The 17,470-nt window shown below is 67.7% G+C and carries 16 protein-coding genes and 2 tRNA genes; 5 read left to right on the plus strand and 13 right to left on the minus strand.

Annotation, left to right across the window (positions count from 1 at the left end; genetic code table 11):
* Positions 1–67: 67 nt before the first annotated feature.
* Positions 68–658: an oligoribonuclease gene (orn, locus tag ACFHWT_RS07710; protein WP_416593879.1), complete on the plus strand. Its 591-nt coding sequence runs from the start codon at positions 68–70 to the stop codon at positions 656–658.
* Between the two features lie 129 nt (positions 659–787).
* Positions 788–863, plus strand: a tRNA-His gene (locus ACFHWT_RS07715).
* Between the two features lie 73 nt (positions 864–936).
* Here ACFHWT_RS07715 and ACFHWT_RS07720 read toward each other — a convergent pair.
* A complete protein-coding gene (locus tag ACFHWT_RS07720; RefSeq protein ID WP_416593880.1) occupies positions 937–2,253 on the minus strand; it encodes an Ig-like domain-containing protein in 1,317 nt (438 codons plus the stop codon).
* 223 nt (positions 2,254–2,476) lie between these two features.
* Positions 2,477–3,757 carry an Ig-like domain-containing protein gene (locus ACFHWT_RS07725; RefSeq protein WP_416593881.1) on the minus strand — a complete coding sequence of 427 codons (1,281 nt, stop codon included), beginning with the start codon at positions 3,755–3,757 and terminating at the stop codon, positions 2,477–2,479.
* Between the two features lie 186 nt (positions 3,758–3,943).
* Between ACFHWT_RS07725 and ACFHWT_RS07730 the strand changes: the two genes are divergently transcribed.
* Positions 3,944–4,019 (plus strand) — tRNA-Lys (locus tag ACFHWT_RS07730).
* 167 nt (positions 4,020–4,186) lie between these two features.
* On the opposite strand, the gene ACFHWT_RS07735 is transcribed toward ACFHWT_RS07730, so the two are convergent.
* From ACFHWT_RS07735 to amcA, 10 genes are all read right to left on the minus strand, one after another.
* Positions 4,187–4,621: a hypothetical protein gene (locus tag ACFHWT_RS07735; RefSeq protein ID WP_416593882.1), complete on the minus strand. Its 435-nt coding sequence runs from the start codon at positions 4,619–4,621 to the stop codon at positions 4,187–4,189.
* Positions 4,622–4,667: 46 nt separating this feature from the next.
* Positions 4,668–7,364 (minus strand): NAD(P)-dependent oxidoreductase, encoded by a 2,697-nt coding sequence (locus ACFHWT_RS07740; RefSeq protein ID WP_416593883.1) that lies wholly within the window; start codon positions 7,362–7,364, stop codon positions 4,668–4,670.
* Between the two features lie 28 nt (positions 7,365–7,392).
* Positions 7,393–8,445: a phosphotransferase enzyme family protein gene (locus ACFHWT_RS07745; protein ID WP_416593884.1), complete on the minus strand. Its 1,053-nt coding sequence runs from the start codon at positions 8,443–8,445 to the stop codon at positions 7,393–7,395.
* Positions 8,442–9,503 (minus strand): glycosyltransferase, encoded by a 1,062-nt coding sequence (locus ACFHWT_RS07750; protein WP_416593885.1) that lies wholly within the window; start codon positions 9,501–9,503, stop codon positions 8,442–8,444. The genes ACFHWT_RS07745 and ACFHWT_RS07750 overlap by 4 nt, the downstream gene beginning before the upstream one ends.
* Before the next feature lie 98 nt (positions 9,504–9,601).
* On the minus strand, positions 9,602–10,408 hold the full coding sequence (locus ACFHWT_RS07755) for a sugar phosphate isomerase/epimerase family protein (RefSeq protein WP_416593886.1): 807 nt from the start codon (positions 10,406–10,408) through the stop codon (positions 9,602–9,604).
* Positions 10,405–11,295: a hypothetical protein gene (locus tag ACFHWT_RS07760; RefSeq protein ID WP_416593887.1), complete on the minus strand. Its 891-nt coding sequence runs from the start codon at positions 11,293–11,295 to the stop codon at positions 10,405–10,407. Before ACFHWT_RS07760 ends, ACFHWT_RS07755 begins: the two co-directional genes overlap by 4 nt.
* Positions 11,292–11,993: an HAD family hydrolase gene (locus tag ACFHWT_RS07765; protein WP_416593888.1), complete on the minus strand. Its 702-nt coding sequence runs from the start codon at positions 11,991–11,993 to the stop codon at positions 11,292–11,294. The genes ACFHWT_RS07760 and ACFHWT_RS07765 overlap by 4 nt, the downstream gene beginning before the upstream one ends.
* The gene (locus ACFHWT_RS07770) at positions 11,990–12,751 is read right to left on the minus strand and encodes a hypothetical protein (protein ID WP_416593889.1); all 762 of its coding nucleotides are present in this window, start codon (positions 12,749–12,751) and stop codon (positions 11,990–11,992) included. Before ACFHWT_RS07770 ends, ACFHWT_RS07765 begins: the two co-directional genes overlap by 4 nt.
* An 83-nt stretch (positions 12,752–12,834) precedes the next feature.
* Complete coding sequence (locus ACFHWT_RS07775; protein WP_416593890.1) at positions 12,835–13,578, minus strand: hypothetical protein; 744 nt, start codon at positions 13,576–13,578, stop codon at positions 12,835–12,837.
* Between the two features lie 920 nt (positions 13,579–14,498).
* Positions 14,499–14,684: a multiple cyclophane-containing RiPP AmcA gene (gene amcA, locus ACFHWT_RS07780; protein ID WP_416593891.1), complete on the minus strand. Its 186-nt coding sequence runs from the start codon at positions 14,682–14,684 to the stop codon at positions 14,499–14,501.
* A 288-nt stretch (positions 14,685–14,972) separates the two neighbouring features.
* Here amcA and ACFHWT_RS07785 point away from each other — a divergent pair, with 288 nt between their 5' ends.
* Entirely contained in the window at positions 14,973–15,113 is a 141-nt protein-coding gene (locus ACFHWT_RS07785; protein WP_416593892.1) for a hypothetical protein, read from the plus strand.
* Positions 15,114–15,495: 382 nt separating this feature from the next.
* Positions 15,496–16,059 (plus strand): NUDIX hydrolase, encoded by a 564-nt coding sequence (locus tag ACFHWT_RS07790; RefSeq protein WP_416593893.1) that lies wholly within the window; start codon positions 15,496–15,498, stop codon positions 16,057–16,059.
* Here ACFHWT_RS07790 and ACFHWT_RS07795 read toward each other — a convergent pair.
* Positions 16,056–17,432, minus strand: coding sequence for a helix-turn-helix domain-containing protein (locus ACFHWT_RS07795; RefSeq protein WP_416593894.1), 1,377 nt, complete (start codon positions 17,430–17,432; stop codon positions 16,056–16,058). The two genes, ACFHWT_RS07790 and ACFHWT_RS07795, sit on opposite strands and share 4 nt — an antisense overlap.
* Between the last annotated feature and the right edge of the window lie 38 nt (positions 17,433–17,470).

A 17,470-nucleotide genomic window follows, 5' to 3' on the forward strand; every position in this document is an offset into this window, starting at 1 on the left:
CGAGCCTAGCGGGGGCCGCCGCCGGTGACCTGGCCGGCTGCTGGACGGTGCCGCGTAGGCTGTCCGCGTGGCGGATCTTCTTGTCTGGATCGACTGTGAGATGACCGGGCTCGACCTCGGCGGGGACGCGTTGATAGAGGTGGCCGCGTTGGTCACCGACTCGGACCTCAACGTGCTCGGTGACGGTGTCGACCTGGTGATCCACGCCGACGAGGAGACGCTGGCCGGGATGCCGGACGTGGTGCGGGAGATGCACGCCAAGTCCGGGCTGACCGAGGAGGTACGGCGCTCGACGGTCACCCTCGCCGAGGCGGAGGACCGGGTGCTTGAGTACGTGACCAGCTTCGTGCGGGAGCCGAAGACCGCGCCGCTGTGCGGCAACTCGATCGCCACCGACCGGGGGTTCATCGCCCGCGACATGCCGCGACTCGACTCCTACCTGCACTACCGCATGATCGACGTCTCGTCGATCAAGGAGTTGTGCCGCCGGTGGTACCCCCGGGTCTATTTCGGGCAGCCGGCCAAAGGGCTGTCGCACCGGGCCCTGGCGGACATCCGGGAGAGTATCCGGGAGCTGGAGTACTACCGGCGGTCGATCTTCGTGCCGTTGCCCGGCCCGGACGTCGACGCGGCCAAGGCGATCGCCGCCGGCCTCTGACCGCTGTCGAACGCCCGGCTGCTGGGCGGCGGCCGGGCGGACCCGGCGGAACCCGGTCGACGTGATGCCCGCCGGTAGGGCTATCATTGGTCGGCACCCCACGCGGCAGTCTGCCGGGTGTGGTTCTTGGTGGCTGTAGCTCAGCAGGTAGAGCACCGGGTTGTGGTCCCGGGTGTCGAGGGTTCAAGTCCCTTCAGTCACCCCATACGAAGCGCCCGGCCAGGATCAGATCCTGGCCGGGCGCTTTTCGTTCGGTGCCCGTGCCGGGCGGGGACGGGTCAGGCCTGCGGATCCGAGCTGGTCCCGGACCCGCCGGCTGCACCGCCCGGCGTCGACTCCGTCGTTGCCGACTCCGTCGACTCCGGCTCGTACGGCAGAGCGCTGCCGTCGACGAGCTCGTCCCAGCTGAGGTTCCAGACGGTCCAACCGTTGCCGTTGGCGAGCTGGACCTCGGTGCCCTTGACCGTGACCGGGTCACCGACCCTGGTCTGGTTGAACAGCCACTTGGCGTTGTCCATCGACATGTTGATGCAGCCGTGCGACACGTTGCGTACCCCCTGGTCGGCAACCGACCACGGGGCGGCGTGGATGAACTCGCCACCCCAGGTCAGCCGCTGGGCGTACTCGATGTCCGTCCGGTAGCCCTCCTCCGGGCCCAGCTCCTCGTACGTGTCGAAGACGGTCTCCTTCAGCTTCTCCATCACGATCATGGTGCCGCTGGAGGAGGGCGTCTTCGGCTTACCGAGACTGATCGGAATCTCCTTGATCGTCTCGCCGTCCTTGGTGACCACCATCGTCTTGCTGGCGTTGTCCACCGTAATCACCAGCGCCGCGCCGACCTCGGCGTCCACGGTCAGGTCGTTGCGGCCGTACCAGCCGTCGCCCATCGGCAGGCCGCCGGTCTGCGCCTTGTAGAACAGTTGGGTGCCGGCCTGCCAGAACTCGCGTGGCCGGAACTGGACCTCGGTGGGGCTCACCCAGTACCAGATGCCCTCCTGGGCGGGCTCGGTCTCGACGCTCAACCGTCGCTGCACGTCGTCGCGGTAGTCCTGCGGGATGTCCCGGCTGAACCGCAGGATCAGCGGCATCGCGACACCGACCACGTTGCCGTCGCCCAGGAAGCTGGACACCCGTACCTGGTTGCCCGGTTGGGCCATCGTCCGGAAGTTGTGGCTGGCCGTGGTGGTCTCGCCGTCGTCGCCGGTCACCGTCACCGTCGCCGTGTACGCGGCGTCGTACTCCAACTGCCCGTTCGGCAGGAAGACAGTGCCGTCCGCGTCGACCTCGCCCGGGACGGGGTTGCCGTCGGCGTCGGTCAACTCCACCTTGGTCTGCGCCGCGTCGGTGGTGGTGAACGTGATCGCCGTCGACGCGGGCACGTCGGTGGCGTCGGCGGCCGGCTCGGTGATCGTCGCCTGGGCCTGTGGGCTCGGCTCGGCCTCCGTGCCGCCCTGCCAGGTGGGAGCGTCACCGGCGCGAGTGCATGCGCCGGTGAGGGCGAGCGCGGCGGCGAGCGCGACGGCCGTGACAACCCGCGGTACGGGCGGTCGCGCCCGCCCGGCGCGCGGCTTTACCTGAAAGCGGCTGACTCGCATGATCCCCTCACGAAAGCTTGGTCCCCGGATCCCATCGTCCAGCAAAGACGCGGTGGGGCAACTCCCGGGTTCGCGCCTCAACGTACGCAACATCGACACGGCTGACCGATATATCCCGGATCATCCAATCCGTTCGGTCAGCCGTGTCTCATTCGTCCGTAGTTGGCAGTTATTCAGATGTCATACTGTGCCGGTCTGACGCCGACCAGAATCACAACGGCCGTCACCCGGACGTTGCTGTCGGTACCGGAGTCGGTGCTGTCGGTGCCGGTGAACCAGCCCCTGCCGGCTGCAGATCGGCCGGGACCGGCAACGCACTACCTTTGACGAACTCGTCCCAGGTGAGGTTCCAGGCCGTCCAGCCGTTGCCGTCCGCCAGCTCCCGCTCGGTGCCCTTGACCGTGATCGGGTCACCGACCTTGGTCTGGTTGAACAGCCATTCGGCGTTGGCCATCGACAGGTTGACGCAACCGTGTGACACGTTGCGTACCCCCTGATCGCCGACCGACCACGGGGCGGCGTGGATGAACTCGCCACCCCAGGTGATCCGCTGGGCGAACGAGATGTCCGTCCGGTAGCCCTCCTCCGGGCCCAACTCGGCGAAAGTGTCGAAAACGGTCTGTTCCTGCTTGTCCATCACCACCATGGTGCCGCTCGACGACGGCGTACTCGGCTTGCCGAGACTGACCGGCATCTGCTTGACCAGCTTGTCGTTCTTGAACATCGACAGCTGCTTGGTGGCGTTGTCGACCTCCACGGTCACCTTCTCGCCGATCTTCGCGGTGGCACCTCGGTCCATGTCCCCGTACCGGCCGTCACCGGTCGGGTGACCGTCCAGCGCGATCCGGGTGGTCAACGTCGTGCCGGCCTGCCAGAAATCCGGCGCCCGGTAGAACGCCTGGGTGCCGTTGGACACCCAGTACCAGGTGCCCGGCTGTGGCGGGTCGGTCTTGACGAACATCCGCTTCTGTACGCTGGCCCGCTCCTGCTCCGGGATGCCGGGGAAGAACTCGACCACCACCGGCATCGCCACCCCGTACGTCCGTCCGTCGAACAGGTAGAGGCCGGTGCCGGTCTGCGACCCGGATCTGCCCATCGTGGTGAACGACGTGGTCTTCGTCTCCTCCTCCCCGGTGCTGCTGGTCGCGACGACAGTCGCCGTGTACTTCTTCTGATTCTTGAGTGGTTTGTCCGGCACCCAGGAGGTGCCGTCCTCCCGCATACTGCCGCTGACCTCGCCGCCACCGTCCTCGACGAGGGTCACCGAGGTGACCTCCCCGCCGCTGACCGTGGTGCCGATCTCCGTACTGATCGGCAGGTTCTTCGCATCCGCCTTCGGCGCGATGGCGAACTCGAACGGCTCCGGCGGGGGTGTCGGACTCGCCGTGGCCTCCTGGCCGCTGACGAATCGTGGTGTCTTGTCCGATCCACACCCCGCCAGTGCCGCCGGTGCGATGACTGCCAGTGTCACCGCGACCGACCAACCCCTCCTGACCTTGTGCATGCCAGTCCCCGTTCCTTGTTCCGTCCCTGCCGACATCGTGCATCACCCGCCATGCCCTTCGTGCCTGATCCGGAAGGGTGCCAGATCCGCGCACATGGGCAGGTCCGCCGGACAGACGGCTCGTTGCCGGCAACTGGTTGGAAGCTGGACGGCCGGACATGCTACGGTTGCCCGCGTTGTCAGCGAGCGCCGCTAGCTCAACTGGCAGAGCAGCGGACTCTTAATCCGCGGGTTGTAGGTTCGAGTCCTACGCGGCGTACCAGACACCAAGCCCCGACCGGCGGTTTCCGCCCGGCCGGGGCCTTTGTCGTACGCCGTACCGCTGCCCGGGTGCTCGTCGGGCGCTCGGGAGCCGTTGGACCGGTCGACCGATGGTGGGACCGGGGCCGCCCCTGGTGGACGCCACCGGCGCAGCCCTCGGGGTGACTCTCAGCCTGGTGTCGTCGGCTGGTGGGCGACGTTTGCGGCGTCGGGGATGCGGTCTTCGGTGAAAAGGGCGACGACCTCGTCGAGCAGTTGCTCGAGATCGCCGAGGCCGTGCATGTCGTAGTGCTTGTTGACGATCCTGTCGTCAGCCAGGCGGACCGTCGCCACCTCGGCTTCGCCGGTGCTCCAGATTGCGATCTCGGCGAGCCACGAGGCGGACTCGAGCTCGCTGATCACGATCGGCTTGCCGTGGTTCGGCTCGATCGGCCGCGTGTGCCACGACATGGTCAGACTCGACCAGGCCCCGGTCCGCGCCAGCACCGCGTCGGACAGCGCCTCGAGCGGGAACGTCACGCCGACGACTATCGCACGCTTGGCAAAGCACGCTTCTGCGGTCGAGGCGACGCGATCCGTCAACCAGTTGAACAGCCGGATCACCGATCCGACCTGGATCGAGGCGTCGTGGGCGGTGAACCCACCCAGGCTAGCTCGCGGTCAGCGCGAGGTCGGGCTGCTGGGTGCGGAGGAGCTGAGCGAGAGCGGCGATTCGCCGTAGCGGTGACAAGTCTGGCGGCGGAAGAGGGCTGTCGCTGAGAAGCTGGGACACCGCGTCGCGGACTGCGGTGTGCAGGGGCGAATCGTCGATGACGACGTCGTGCAGGAGGCGATCGCCTCGGTGTGCGGTGATGCGGTGCTGGTTGCGATCGAGCTGCCAGCCGTCTGGGGCTGTGACGGGGTCGAGGTGCGCCACGAATCTGGTTTGCCCGGCGTGCACCGTGATGTGGCGGTGCCTGTCGTCTGACGGCCGGCGGCCTCGGCTCCACTGGCTCCGACCGACGGAGCCTGTTCGAGGGGTGCTGCCGAGGATGACAGTTGAGCCGGTGATGGTCGAGGCGAGTTCGAGGGTGACGTGGTGGTCGTTGACAGCGATGGTTGTTCGTTCGGTGAGTGCGGAGACGAACATGCGTGGGTCGTAGGTGGCGGTCAGCTCGGAGCGTTGTGGGTCATCTGCGAGGTACGTTGTCCAGACCTCGGCGGGCAGGAACTGCCGTAGCGCGGTGAGCATGTGCAGCCACTCGTAGCCGAGCACTCCATAGGAACGGTCGACGAAGCGTCCGCGTGAGATGTCGACGGTGCGGTCCTTGCTGAACGTGACGCCGATGTGGTGGATCGTCGCGTCGGGCTCGATCTCGCCGACGGTTTTCCATAGCGCGTCGAGGGCCCGGCTGTGCCGGTACTGGTCGACGAGGACCAGCCGGGAATTGCGGTGGCTGGCCAGCAACGCGGTCAGTTCGGCGATCTCGTGGCCCTGGCAGGCGGGCTTCTCCAGCAGTACCCGTGCCTGCGGATCGCGGGCCAGGATCGATCGGAGGACCGGAAGGTGATCGGCGGTAGGGCAGCACACCGACCACAGGGCCACGGCCGATACGACGGCATCGGGCAGATCATCGACGCCGGTGGTGAATTTGCGGAAGTCTTTGGGGAGGTGCTGGTGCTTGGGGTCGAGGATGGTCAGCGATGCACCCGCATCGGCGAGGATCTCCGCGTGCAGGCGCCCGGCGACGCCGTAGCCGACGATGCAGGCCCGCAGCCCGCCGACGTTGGGTGCGGTGCCGGAGAGCGCGGTCGCGGCCGGAGTGTCGGCTGGCGGCGTCGTGAGATACGTGTCGTAGTACGCCTCGTAGAGCCCAGCGGCCCGTACGACATCGTTGACGACCTCGACGTGCACGCCGGGCGTCAGCTGGTCTGCGTTTCGGCACATCCACCCGGCGGCGATCAAGGTACCGGCCCGATAGGCGTCGTAGCCCTGGTTGGGAATGGCGTCGGCTTCGTACAGGTTGAGTGAGCGACCGTCGCCGAGCACGGTGGCGTGGCGTCCGTTGTCGAGGCGGTATCTGCGACCGAGGCCGGGGACATTGGTCGCCTGTCCCGCGTATCGGGGCGTGGCGAGCAGGCTGAAATCCTTGGTGGCAAACGGTGCGAGAAACACGTCGTCCGGCATGAGGGTCAGGTCGGTGGCGGTGATGGCGTCGTTTCCGGCGGTACCGACGACGAGGAATGGGGATGCGGCTGTCAGCGCGTCGCTGACACGGCGGTGGGTGGTGTAGCCGGATTCGGCGGCGGTGATGAGGGAGAGCGGATCGGTGTCGACGATGTGGACCTGGGCGCCCTGAGCGCGCAGGTTGCCCGCGAGGCGCGAACCAAGCTCACCGAAGCCGACGACGAGCACCCGACGTCCGCTGAGCTTGTGGGCGGCCAGAAGAGACCGTAGGCGGCGGGCGCAGGATTCGGCGATCTCGTGGTATCCGAGGCGCTTCTTCAGCTCGGAGTGGGCGAGGTTGAGCACCGGGATCGCCAGTGGCCCGGCGGCGTCGATGCGTTTGATTCCAGACACCGTCAGCTCGATGGCGGCGTCGACACGACGGGGCGCATCTCCGCCGCCGTACCCCTGTGCGATGAGCCCGCCGTCGTCGATGACGAGCACCCGACATCCTGCGCCGTGGGCCTCGTCGATGAAGGCGTCGACGGTGGCCCGCGCGGCTGCCAGCTCGATTTCGTGGCTGGCGGGCGCGTTGATCGCGGTGTTGTCGAGGACACCGCTGGCGATGCCGTGGGCAAGCAGCGTGGCGTGAACTCGGTCGCGGCGGAGAGTACGGTCGCCCTTAGCTAGGGCATAGATCCGGTGTGCTGGGATTCCGGCGCGGTGGATGCCGAGCAGAAATCCGAGCGTGTTTTCGACATAGTGGTCGCGGAAGATCAGAGCCCAGCCGTCGAGGCCGAGGTCGGCGGTGGCGTACTGGTCGATGAGCGGCAGGTAGGTGCGGAGGCGACCCAGTTCGCTGTCGCTGTGGCGGCGCAGCCGCAGCGTCAGATCGTTGACCAGTGCGGTTCTCGTTGCGTCGTCGGCGCTGGAGTCGAGCAGGACTTCAAGGTGTGTTTCAGACTCCAGGTTGTGGGCCTGGCTGTCCGGGGCCTGTGGGAGATGGTCGCGCCAGCGGACGGCGACATTCACTGATTGGTCCTCCCGCAGGAGGACTGCCGTGTCGGGCTGTGGGTGGGTGACGAGGAGCCCGTGCACGGAGGCGATCTGTCCCAGCGCTGCGCGCAACTCCTCCGGGGTCACCGGGCCATGTAGGACGTGCCAGTTCCGGTCGAGTGGGGGGTTCTGGGTGGTCATCATGTTCCTCACTGTGAGGAGGTGGTTGGTGTCAGCGGTCCGCGATGATGTCGTGGAGGAGAGCGTCGGTGTCGGCCTGGTGGTCGAGCAGGACGCTCGCTGCGCGGTGGCGTAGGAGCCAGAATTCGTCGAGGGCGTCCTGGAACAGGCCAGGCTTGAGGTAGTGCTGCTTGACTCCGTACAGGCTGGTGAGCAGTTGCAGCAGCGCGACCCGGGCACAGGACCGGATGTCGTCGTCGGTCACCGTGGGGTTGGTTCGCACGTAGCCTTCGATCAGCGTTCGCGCGATGGTGAGCCAATCTGCCGTCGTGGCGACCGTGTTGGGGTAGAACGCCACCCGGCCCACCTCGTAGGAGACGAAGAACGGGTCCGGCGGCCGGAAATCGATCACGGCGGAAAGCCGGTCGCCATCGAAGATCAGGTTCACTGGGCTGTAGTCGCCGTGCAGGATCTGGGTGGTGAGCTTGGGCAGGTCCTTCATGAGCCGGGGAATGTCGGCGATGGAATCTCGTCGCTCGGCGAGCGTGCGGGCGGCTTGGGTATCGAAGGGGTCCGCAGGACCGGCCGCGATGCGAGCCTCGGCGATGTCGATGAGACGGTCGACGGTTGCTGCCAGACCGACGAGGTCGACGGCAAGCCAGTTCTGTGCTTGCGGCGATGGTCCCGCGCTGGCGGGCAGGGTGGCGAAGGCGGCGTGGATACGACCAAGGGTCGTGCCAGCGGCGAGCGCCTGACCCGCTGTCAGGTCCGTGGTGACGACGGCCCCGGGCATCCACTCCCACACGGATACCGCGTACAGGGAACTGGCGTCGATCGGGTCTCCGGCGTGGTTACGGAGCAGCCCGGCGACCGGCGTGCCGTGGCGCTCGGCGAGTGCCGACAGCTCGATAGCGGCGGCTTCGCCGGCCAGGTCCGTGCCGGGTGGATAGTTCTTGACGAAGACGTCTCGGCCTACGCACGTCGCCCGGTAGTTGGTTGTTCCCTGCCCGATGGGTAGGCGGACCAGACGGGCCGGTGCGAGTCCGTAGCGGCGCAGGAGAAGGTCGGCGATCGTGCGTGCGGGTTCGCTGGTGAGTTCGGTCATCGGAGGGACTCTCCCGTCGCGTCTTCGTATGGTGGGCAACCGGACGCGGCTGGTGCGGAGGGTTGACCCGGTAGCAGTTCTTTGGCGAGCGCTTCGTAGATCTGGCCGGTGCGTTTCCACCGGCCGGCTGAGCTGCTCGGCGGCCTGGGTGCCTTCCGCTCGACGGCACGTCGTGGTGTCATCAGAGCGGCTTCCGCTGCGGCCATCGCGGGTCCGAGGTCGCCTTCGGCGGGTGTCAGCCATCGGGGACGGTCTCGGGTGATTTCCTCGACGGCGGGTAGATCGGGCGCGATTACCGGCAGGTGATAGCAGATGGCGGTGGTGACCGAGCTGGGGTGCAGAACCTCCGAGAAGAAGTCGTAGCCGTCATCGCTGCGGTACGGGCAGACAGCGGCGTCTGCGGCAGCGTAGAGGTGGCCGGCCTGCTCAGGTGGCACGCGGTGTGGATACCAGATGGCTCGGCCTTCGGCGTCGGCGACGACGCGATTGATGTCGGCCGAGATCGCTGGGTCGCGGCTGGCGCCGGCGATTACCAGGCTCGCGCGGGTGGTGTGAGCGAGGAAGGCCGCAGCGGTGGCGGGTACGTCCTTGTACCGGGTGATGTGGCCCAGTAGCAGGAACGTCAGGGACTGGTCACGCATGTGCTTCACCAGCTCGGAGACCGCGCCGCTCGGCGCTCGCTCGGGGTCGTCCAGCCCGGCCCAGCCGACCACCCGCACGTCCGCGCCCGTGCGGGCTCGCAGCGCGGTGGCATCTGCGTGCGTGTGGCACAGGACGACGTCGGCGAGGTCGAGGACACCCCGGGTCACGGTGTCATCGGTGTCGGTCGCCGCGTCGCCGTCGATCGGTTTCAGGTTGTGGACCGTCCAGACCACGCGCCAGCCGGCCTGCCGCAGACCGGCCAGGGTCGCCAACAACCTTTCGGCAGCCTGTGGTGTACGTGCCCCCTGGGTCGGATCTTGGTAGAGCCGTTTGAGCCGGTGCAGGTTGAGTACGCCGGGCGGCTGCATCGCGTTGACGCTGGCGAGGTCCGGACGGAAGGCCAACGGAAGCGTCATCGGGGCGTAACGGTGGAGGTGAGCAAAGTACGGGCTCGGCCAGCGTGGGTAATCCGTGGCAATGACCCATCGGCGAGGCATCGCGGTCGGTGCGGACGTCATAGGTTTGCCTCTGAGCGGGAGTGCCACCAGGCAACGGCGCGGCGGTAGCGGTCCAGGCAGACCTGCGGGCTGCGGTCGGCGCCGGTCCATTCGAAGGCGATCTCGACCGGGCTGTCGTTCTCCAGGTGCCCGAACGTCTTTGCCACGATTTCGTAGCCGGCACCGGGCACATGATCGTCACTGTCGCTGATGTGAATGACGCGGGTGCGCGGTGCGAGGACGGACACCTGAGCGGCGAGATTGTCGGGATCCTCGGAACGCCGCCACGCCTGTTGGACCTGAGCCGTGTCCATCAGCAACGCGAGCCATGGGGCTCGTTCGAGGTGCGTAACCAGCGCATCGACTGAATGATCTGTGAACCATGCCGGCTCATGTAGCTCGATGAGCGTCGTCAGCCCGTGGCGGGCGGCGAGGTCTGGCACCGTCAGGTCGGCCCACTGCCGCTGGTCGAGGTGATGCCTGGCGAGCAGGCGAACCGCGTGGGCTCGCAGTACGGACGCGGCGTGGCCCAGCCGGTTGAGTTCGGCGCTGGCCCGCCAGTAAGTAGGAGTGCCCGGCCGAGCGAAATCGATCAGATCGAGATCTGCGGTGACAACGGTGATCGGCACGCTGACCTGGGAGCAGCGAGCCCACCGATCGAGCGTGGCGGTGTCACGCCTGGCCAGATCGAATCCGCGCGGGCCGCCGCGCAGGTGCAAGAACGGAACCTCGTGCTCCACCGCGAGCGCGAGTAGGGCTTCCGGATCGACGCCACCGATTCCGATGCTGTAGAGGCCGACGGCCGTCGGCGTCGAACTGGTCACGACCACTCCAGGATCACGAACGGTGCAGTACAGCGCCGATTGCCGGCCAGAGCGGCGTAGAACGGACCGGCCCGCTCGCCCGGAACCCGGGCGAACCAGCGCGGCACTGCGTCGATGTCGACCGTGTCGCCCACCCAACCCAGCACGGTCTCGAATGCCGACCGCCTCGCCTGGTCCGAGTGACCGGCAAGTTCATGCATGCCCACCACAGCGACGCCTTGCCGGTGCACGGCAGCGGAAGACAGGTCCGCCGCGTCTCCCGGCGTGCCCAGCAAGCCAAGGAGCCCGCCCGGGGTGACCATGGCCAGCGCTCGCGTCGGACGCCCGGTGCAGTCGATGACAAAAGTCTGCGTCGCTACCCCGGGCGGCTCGGTCAGCATGGTCACGTCCGGTATGACCGCCGCAGCCGGTCGCGGATGCCGGGTAACTGCCACCACCTGCGCCACACCTCGGCGCTTGAGTTCCAGCACACAGCCGAGGGCGACCGGTCCGCCGCCGATGACTACAACCGGCTCCGAGACGCGGTCGTCCGACATCCAGCGGCGCAGGCCAAGAGCCGCTATCAGCTGGAACCGGGCAACTGCGACGTGCTCGGGTCTGGTCCCCGGCGGGATCGGCAGTGCGCGGTGGTCGTCAGGCTGGGCGTCAGCACCGTGAGGCACGGGTGTCAGTAGCTGCCCACCATCCAGCGAATCGGCGACTGTCATGTACCCGGCAGCATGATCGTCTTCATCAGCTGTGGCGAGAAGATGCCGCAGCTCAGTCCCAGGGCTGACCACGCTGTACCGAGCCGCGAGCCAACCCTGCCTCGCGGGCACGCGCGGCACGACAATGGCGGTACCCCGCCGGAAGATGATCCGAGCACCTATACCTTCCGGATCGATCATGGCCATCGCTCCAGCAGGTTTGGAAGCTCGGCCACGTGCGCGATGACCGGGATGTCCTCGGGCAGGCCAGGCGGCGGTTCCCCGGCGCACACCAGGGCAGCCCGCATCCCGGCGGCACGCGGGCCGACGACGTCCTTGTCGAGAGTGTCGCCGACGAACAGCACTGCCCCCGGCACACCTCCGGCAGCGTCGACCACCGCAGCGTAGAAGCGGGGATCGGGCTTGGTGAACCCGATGTCGCTGGACAGCACAAGGGCATCGAAATGCTCCACCAAGCCGGCGACCGCAAGCGTCCGTCGCCGGTGGGCGATCGGGCGCTGAGTGTTGCAAGCCAGGACCAGCTCCCGCTGGCTGCGGCGAAGCGTCCGGACCGCAGCGGCGGCACGCGGATCGACGACAGCGTCGGGCACCGACTCCCACAGCGCGTCAACCACCGCGTCCAGGTCTGGCGGCTGAGCGCTCACGCGCTGCCAGGCATCCGCGAGAATCGTCTCCCACGGTGTCTGGACACCTTGCCGGTATGCCGCCTTCGCCTCGGCACGCACTTCGTCGACCGCGACGTCAAGCCCAGCGGGACTCGGCCAGCCAAACCGCGACTCCAACACGGCCACGACGTCGCGGCCGCACGGTGACGCCCCTGGAGTTGCGAGCGTGCCGCCGAAATCTAGCGCCACCGCTGCCACAGCTAACGTATTCACCGCCGATCCTCCTCACGCTGCATGGCATCAACCACCGCCGCGATGTCGCCTGGGCTGCCCCGCACCCACCAACAACGAATGGTGGATGCCAGCCGACGCACCAGCCGCAGTCGACGGCGGGCTAACTCGGGGCCCTCCAGAAGCGACAACGGGTCCGCCGCCGCGTCGTCCAGGATCTTGCTCAGCAGGTGCCCGCTTGCCCGGTACAGCGCGTTCGCGGCCACCTGTTCCCCACAAGGAGCCGGTGGTGACCCGAAGCTGTTGCCATCCACCGCCACCATCACGATGCCCGCAAGATCCGCGACCGCATTGCTGGCGTCACTGGGAAGGCTCGCGGCGAGATCTACCCGCTCGTCATCCGGCTGGCCGAGAACAAAGGTGGGGAACCACCGCTCAATCGCAGATCGTCGCAACACATAGGCGCGGGTGCCGCCGACCACGTCGAAGCTGCCCTGGCCATTCAGCCTCACGAGGCAGGTGTCCCCCGCGAGGGGAGACCAGCCCATCGACGTGATCATGGCCAGCCCAGTGAGACTCTTTCCGGCGCCGTAGTCGCCGATCAGCAGCATCGCGTGGCCCGCCTTCGCCACGGCGACACCGTGCACGCTCAGCGTGTCGTCGTAGAGGTGCTCGGCATGGAACCTGGCGTTGATGGTGCGCCGGGCGTCGGCCTGGGTGGTCGCGTCAGCAAGGGTGAGCGACGTGTTCTCGCTATCCACTTCGATTGGCTCGCTGCGCGCAGTGGGGATCTGCGCCAAGAGCGTGTGCCACCACCGGCCCAGGTGGGGTGGTCCTGCTACCACCAACCGGTTGCTACCGCTGTGAACAGCCCAACGGACGGTCACGACGCGCTCCCCATGATCCAGGGGAGGTGGGCGGCGAGAGCACCCCATACTGGCAGCGACGGCAACCGCGCCATGTCCGGTACGCGTAGTCCGACTACCGCAACCTCGGCGCTGCGGAGCGCAGCGAGCAAGTCGGCCTGCCCGATTTCCGTTGACCGGAGCAGCTGCGCTGGCGGCCCAGCGACACCGAGAAGGTCGAGCATCATCAACCGTTGAGCGGGAATCTGAGCCGCGACCGTCAGCGCTGACCCGAGCCGGTCTACGCCGATATTCCCATCGACCAGCCCGTGCCGCCCCGGGGAGGTGGCACTGGTTGGACTGACCACGACGACCGCCCCCACCATCGTGGGTCCGGTCCGCTGGATGTCAAACATGGAAGCGTACTCGGGTGGGCTGAGCACCAACCGGTGCCGTCGAGAGCTACTCCCGAAGGTGTTGAGCGCAGTCGCAGTGGTGGGCCTCTCGTGTGTCATGGTGTTCAAAAGTTCCAACGGGATACTGACTCGGGTTGGCCAGCCGACCGCGATCACGCCGCCGGAACTGGGGCGGAGGAGTACAAGGTCGTCGGACATGAACTTGGCGGACAACTCGACAGACGCCCGGTGCGCCAGCGTCGACTTGCCGCCATGTGAGCCGGCAAGAAAGACCACCGCCTGAGGACCGACGTCCGTGTCGACGCTTACGGCCGCAGCGTGCATCAGGTACCAACCATCCGCGAGTAAGCGCGTTCCGAAGAACATCCGGCCAACCCAGTCCGGCCACCGCCGGCTCGGTTCGTCCCCGGAGGGCAGCAGCAACCGTGTTCGTTGGGACTGGGCGTCTACCTCAATGAGAGTCTCAGCGGAGCCCTGCCGATACTGACCGGCGAGGACAAGACGGCCGCCCGCTACATCGACGAGCTCCAGCCGCCGGCCGATGTCAGCCCATGAAAGGACCGGATGGCCACGGCGGCGACCAGCGCTGACCGAGGCAAGCGCGGATGTGGACCGACCAACCAGGTTTCGTAGCCGACGGCTCCGCCATTGAACATGGCGGGGCCAACACCGCCAGTGCCTCATCCGTCAGGCCCTGCGCGTCGGTGGTGAACCGTAGGCAATGCCCTGCAAGAACCAGGTCCCTTGGTGCTCCCGATGACCGCTTGGGCAGCCCAGCCGCACTGGACATCAGCGTCACCACAATCCTCCTTACTAGACAATTGCGCCATATGCCCAAATCTCAACGACCTCGATGATCGCGGTCATAGAGCAGATCCTCGGGATTGAGCGCCCGGCTGCGCCCAGCGACTGCCCAACCCGTGCGATCCGGCGGCAGCTGTCCCGCGTCCGGCTCGCGGCCAGCAGAAGGCGGTGGCGAGCCGGGATACCGATCAGGGTCGTCCCCGGCTGCCACGATGACAGACGCGGCGGATGCCCGTACCGGGCATGGCGCAGTTCTGCCACAGGTCGAGCACGTTCTGGCTGTGGTGGCGTGGTGGCGCTGGTACAGCTCCACGGCCGTGGAGTGAGTCAGAGTGCCGCGCAGGGTCGAGATCGGTCGATGCATCACAGTGCACCGAGCCTCCGCTGATGCAGGCGGACGCCCCTGACTTCGCTGACCGGCGGCGCGTCAACCAGGTGCGAGCTGATGAAGCCGGCTGCTCCGGTGACCAGAACGCGGGACGTCATCGGCGTCGTTCCTTCCGCACGGTCTGTTCGAACAGCCGCTGCCAGACGTGGGTGAACAGCGGAGGATCGGGGCTGGGCGCGGCGGGGCCATCTCCCGCGATCGGCGAGCCGCCGTCGCCCGACCTGACGGTGCCGGCGACAACTGCCGTCCTTGCGGCGTTACGGGAGAGGTAGATCGTCATCGCGGTCCTGCCCCCGACCTGTGCGCGCCGCGCCTGAGTCGGGCAAACCCGCCGCCGGGTCGCCGGCGTTGGCCGCCGAAGTGGCGGACCCGCCGCGATGCCGGCGGGTCCGCCACCGCGAGGGGGCGGCTGGGAGCACCCCGCCAGTCACCCACCCGCGCAGCCCCAGTGGCGGTACGCGGATGAGGAATCAACCTCACGGAACCGAAACCGACCGCCGTGGCGGCAATCCGGTCCTGCCGAGGTGACGCGTTCTCGGGTCTGGTCGATGTGTCCACCATGAACCTCATGCCGTTGACGAATCGGGTCGGTGAGCACCGGATGTTCATCTGGTCCACCACGAGCGCGTCGAGCCAGCCGTGCGGGCACCGGACAGCTCAGGACGAGACGCTCCAGACGTACGCCGAGGCAGGTGTGCAGACAGGCTGAACACCTGCGCCGCCCGTTCGTTCGCCGCGCACGGTCCGAACGTTCCGCAAGCCAGGCACTTCCCATCGGCGCACGACACCACGTGCTGCGTCAGGACGGCCTGCGCCTCCTCCAACTGCCCGCCGCCGAGATACGTCGCCACGGTTCCTCCAAGGTCATTTGTTCAATGGGTGGTGTGGCGGGCACGTCGTGCGCGTCGCTTCCATCGACGTCGCCTGCCGTCGCCGTCACCGGGACTCAACGGCTCGCCGTTCGTATCCCTCGATGACCAGGTTGGTCGCGCCGATAGATCAGCTGAAGTGGTTCTCCGTCAGCCGGTGTCAGCCGACACCGGGCAGCCACGACGCGCGGGGGCCAGCGAAGCGGCGATAGGGTGCGGCACATGAGTACCGGTGCTCGGCGGGCAAGTGAGTGGACCATCCACGACGAGCGGGTCATCGACGACACGAGGCGTGCCGTGCTGAGCGTCGCCGATGTCGAGCTACCCGACGGCGTCCGGTTCGAGCAGTACGTACTCAGGGTGCCGTCCGCCGCGATGGTGATCGTCTTGGACGAGGCCGACCGGGTGCTGATGATGTGGCGGCACCGGTTCATCATCGACCGGTGGGTCTGGGAGCTGCCGGGTGGCTACCTTGACCACGACGAGGACCCAGTCGTTTGCGCGGCGCGGGAAGTCGAGGAGGAGACCGGCTGGCGGCCCAGGACCATGGAGCCGCTGCTGGGCTTCCAGCCCATGGTCGGCACCATCGATCAGCAGAACATCATCTACCTGTCCCGAGGGGCCGACCCCACGGGCACCGTGCCTGACATCAACGAGACCGCGCGAATCGGCTGGATTCCGCTGGCCGAGGTAGAGCAACGGATCCACGCCGGGGAGATCGTCGGTGCGGGGTCTGTCGCCGGTCTGCTCGCCGTGCTGCTGGCCAAAGCGACAGGGCGAATTTAGGCAGCTTGGAGTAGCGGCCGTACGCGCGCGGAGAACTCCTGCACCGTCGGCAGCCCGGCGTACGGCGTGAGGCGGTCCGCGAGAGTGGCGAGGTAGGCGCGCGCCCGTTCGGAGCTCAGACTCTCAGCGGCTTGTGCTGCCTGCACCCCCACCGCGCCGGCTTGCTCCGGCTCACCGGACTGCACGTGGGCAAGCGCCAACAATGCCAGGTTGAACTGCTTGCCGCGGGCATAGGCGCTGCCGTCCATCTCCAACGACCGCACCGCGAACCGGGCCGCGAGCTTGCCTTGGCCGAGCGCGGCGAAGCAGTGGCCGAACTTGGCCGAGAGATACGCTTCGTCGAAGTAGCCGATCCACTGTGGGTTGCTCGTGTTCTCCGCGCGGTCGAAGGCGCGTTCAGCGCGGTCGAGCGCTGCGGTACACGCCGCCTCGTCGCCGCCCACGGCGTGGCCCTGCGCCTCCAGCACCGCAGATTCCGCCTGGATCGCGGCCATCCCGGACTCGGCCGCCGTGCGACCTGCGGCACGCGCCAAGTCGACCGCCTCCGCCGACGCCCCCAAGTAGGCCGCCTGGTGACTCATCGCCGCCAGGATCTCCGCGCCCAGCGGGCGATCGCCTGCGGCTGTGGCGAGCCGTAGCGCCTGGACCATGTACCGCTGCGCCAAGCCGTTCAGCCCAGCATCGTACGAGGCCCAGCCCGCGAGCTGGGTGGCCTCGGCCGCCGCCGAGTACAGCGCGATACCGGTACGGGCGTCGTACCGACCACGCAAGAGCGGAGCCACCTCGGTATCAAGGAACCGGACCAACCCGTCACGGACGTGGCCGCCGCCATAGCGGTTGTCGAGCGACCGGTAGACGCCGGAGATATGCCGAATCGTCTCGACGTGAGGCTCACCAACGAGGCTCTCACCGTGGCCGACAGGCTCCTCTTCGAGTCGAGCGGTCAGCCAGCGGAGCGCCGGCGTCAGGAACGCCGCCGCGTTGAATCCCGCACCCACCAGGAGATCTCGCCGTTGCATATCTCCCCGCCACAGCTCTGCCGCGACCTCCGCGCCGTGTCGCCAGTCCTGCGGGAAGTCTAATCCCACCGCCGCGTCGGGGCCCGGCTCAGCGGGACCCGCGACCAGTTCGCCGCTGTCAGCCGACACTTCGCTCACCAGGGCGGACAACTCGCCGTTGGCACCGAGCGCCGTGTCGAGCAGCGCCACCACGGACGCGCTGGGCCGCTTGCCGCCGGCCTCGAGATCCCAGAGGTATCCGTGCGAGCAGTGGACCAGATGCCCGAGCCGGCGGAGTGACAGGCCTCGCTCCTCGCGTAGCGACCTCAAGCGCGGCCCGAAGGCCGGATCGACGACAACGAGCTGTCGCGGCATGGCACGCTCTCCTCGGAAATGAGGTCACGATTGGCCGA

Source organism: Micromonospora sp. LOL_021, from assembly GCF_048060215.1.
GTDB lineage: Bacteria > Actinomycetota > Actinomycetes > Mycobacteriales > Micromonosporaceae > Micromonospora_E.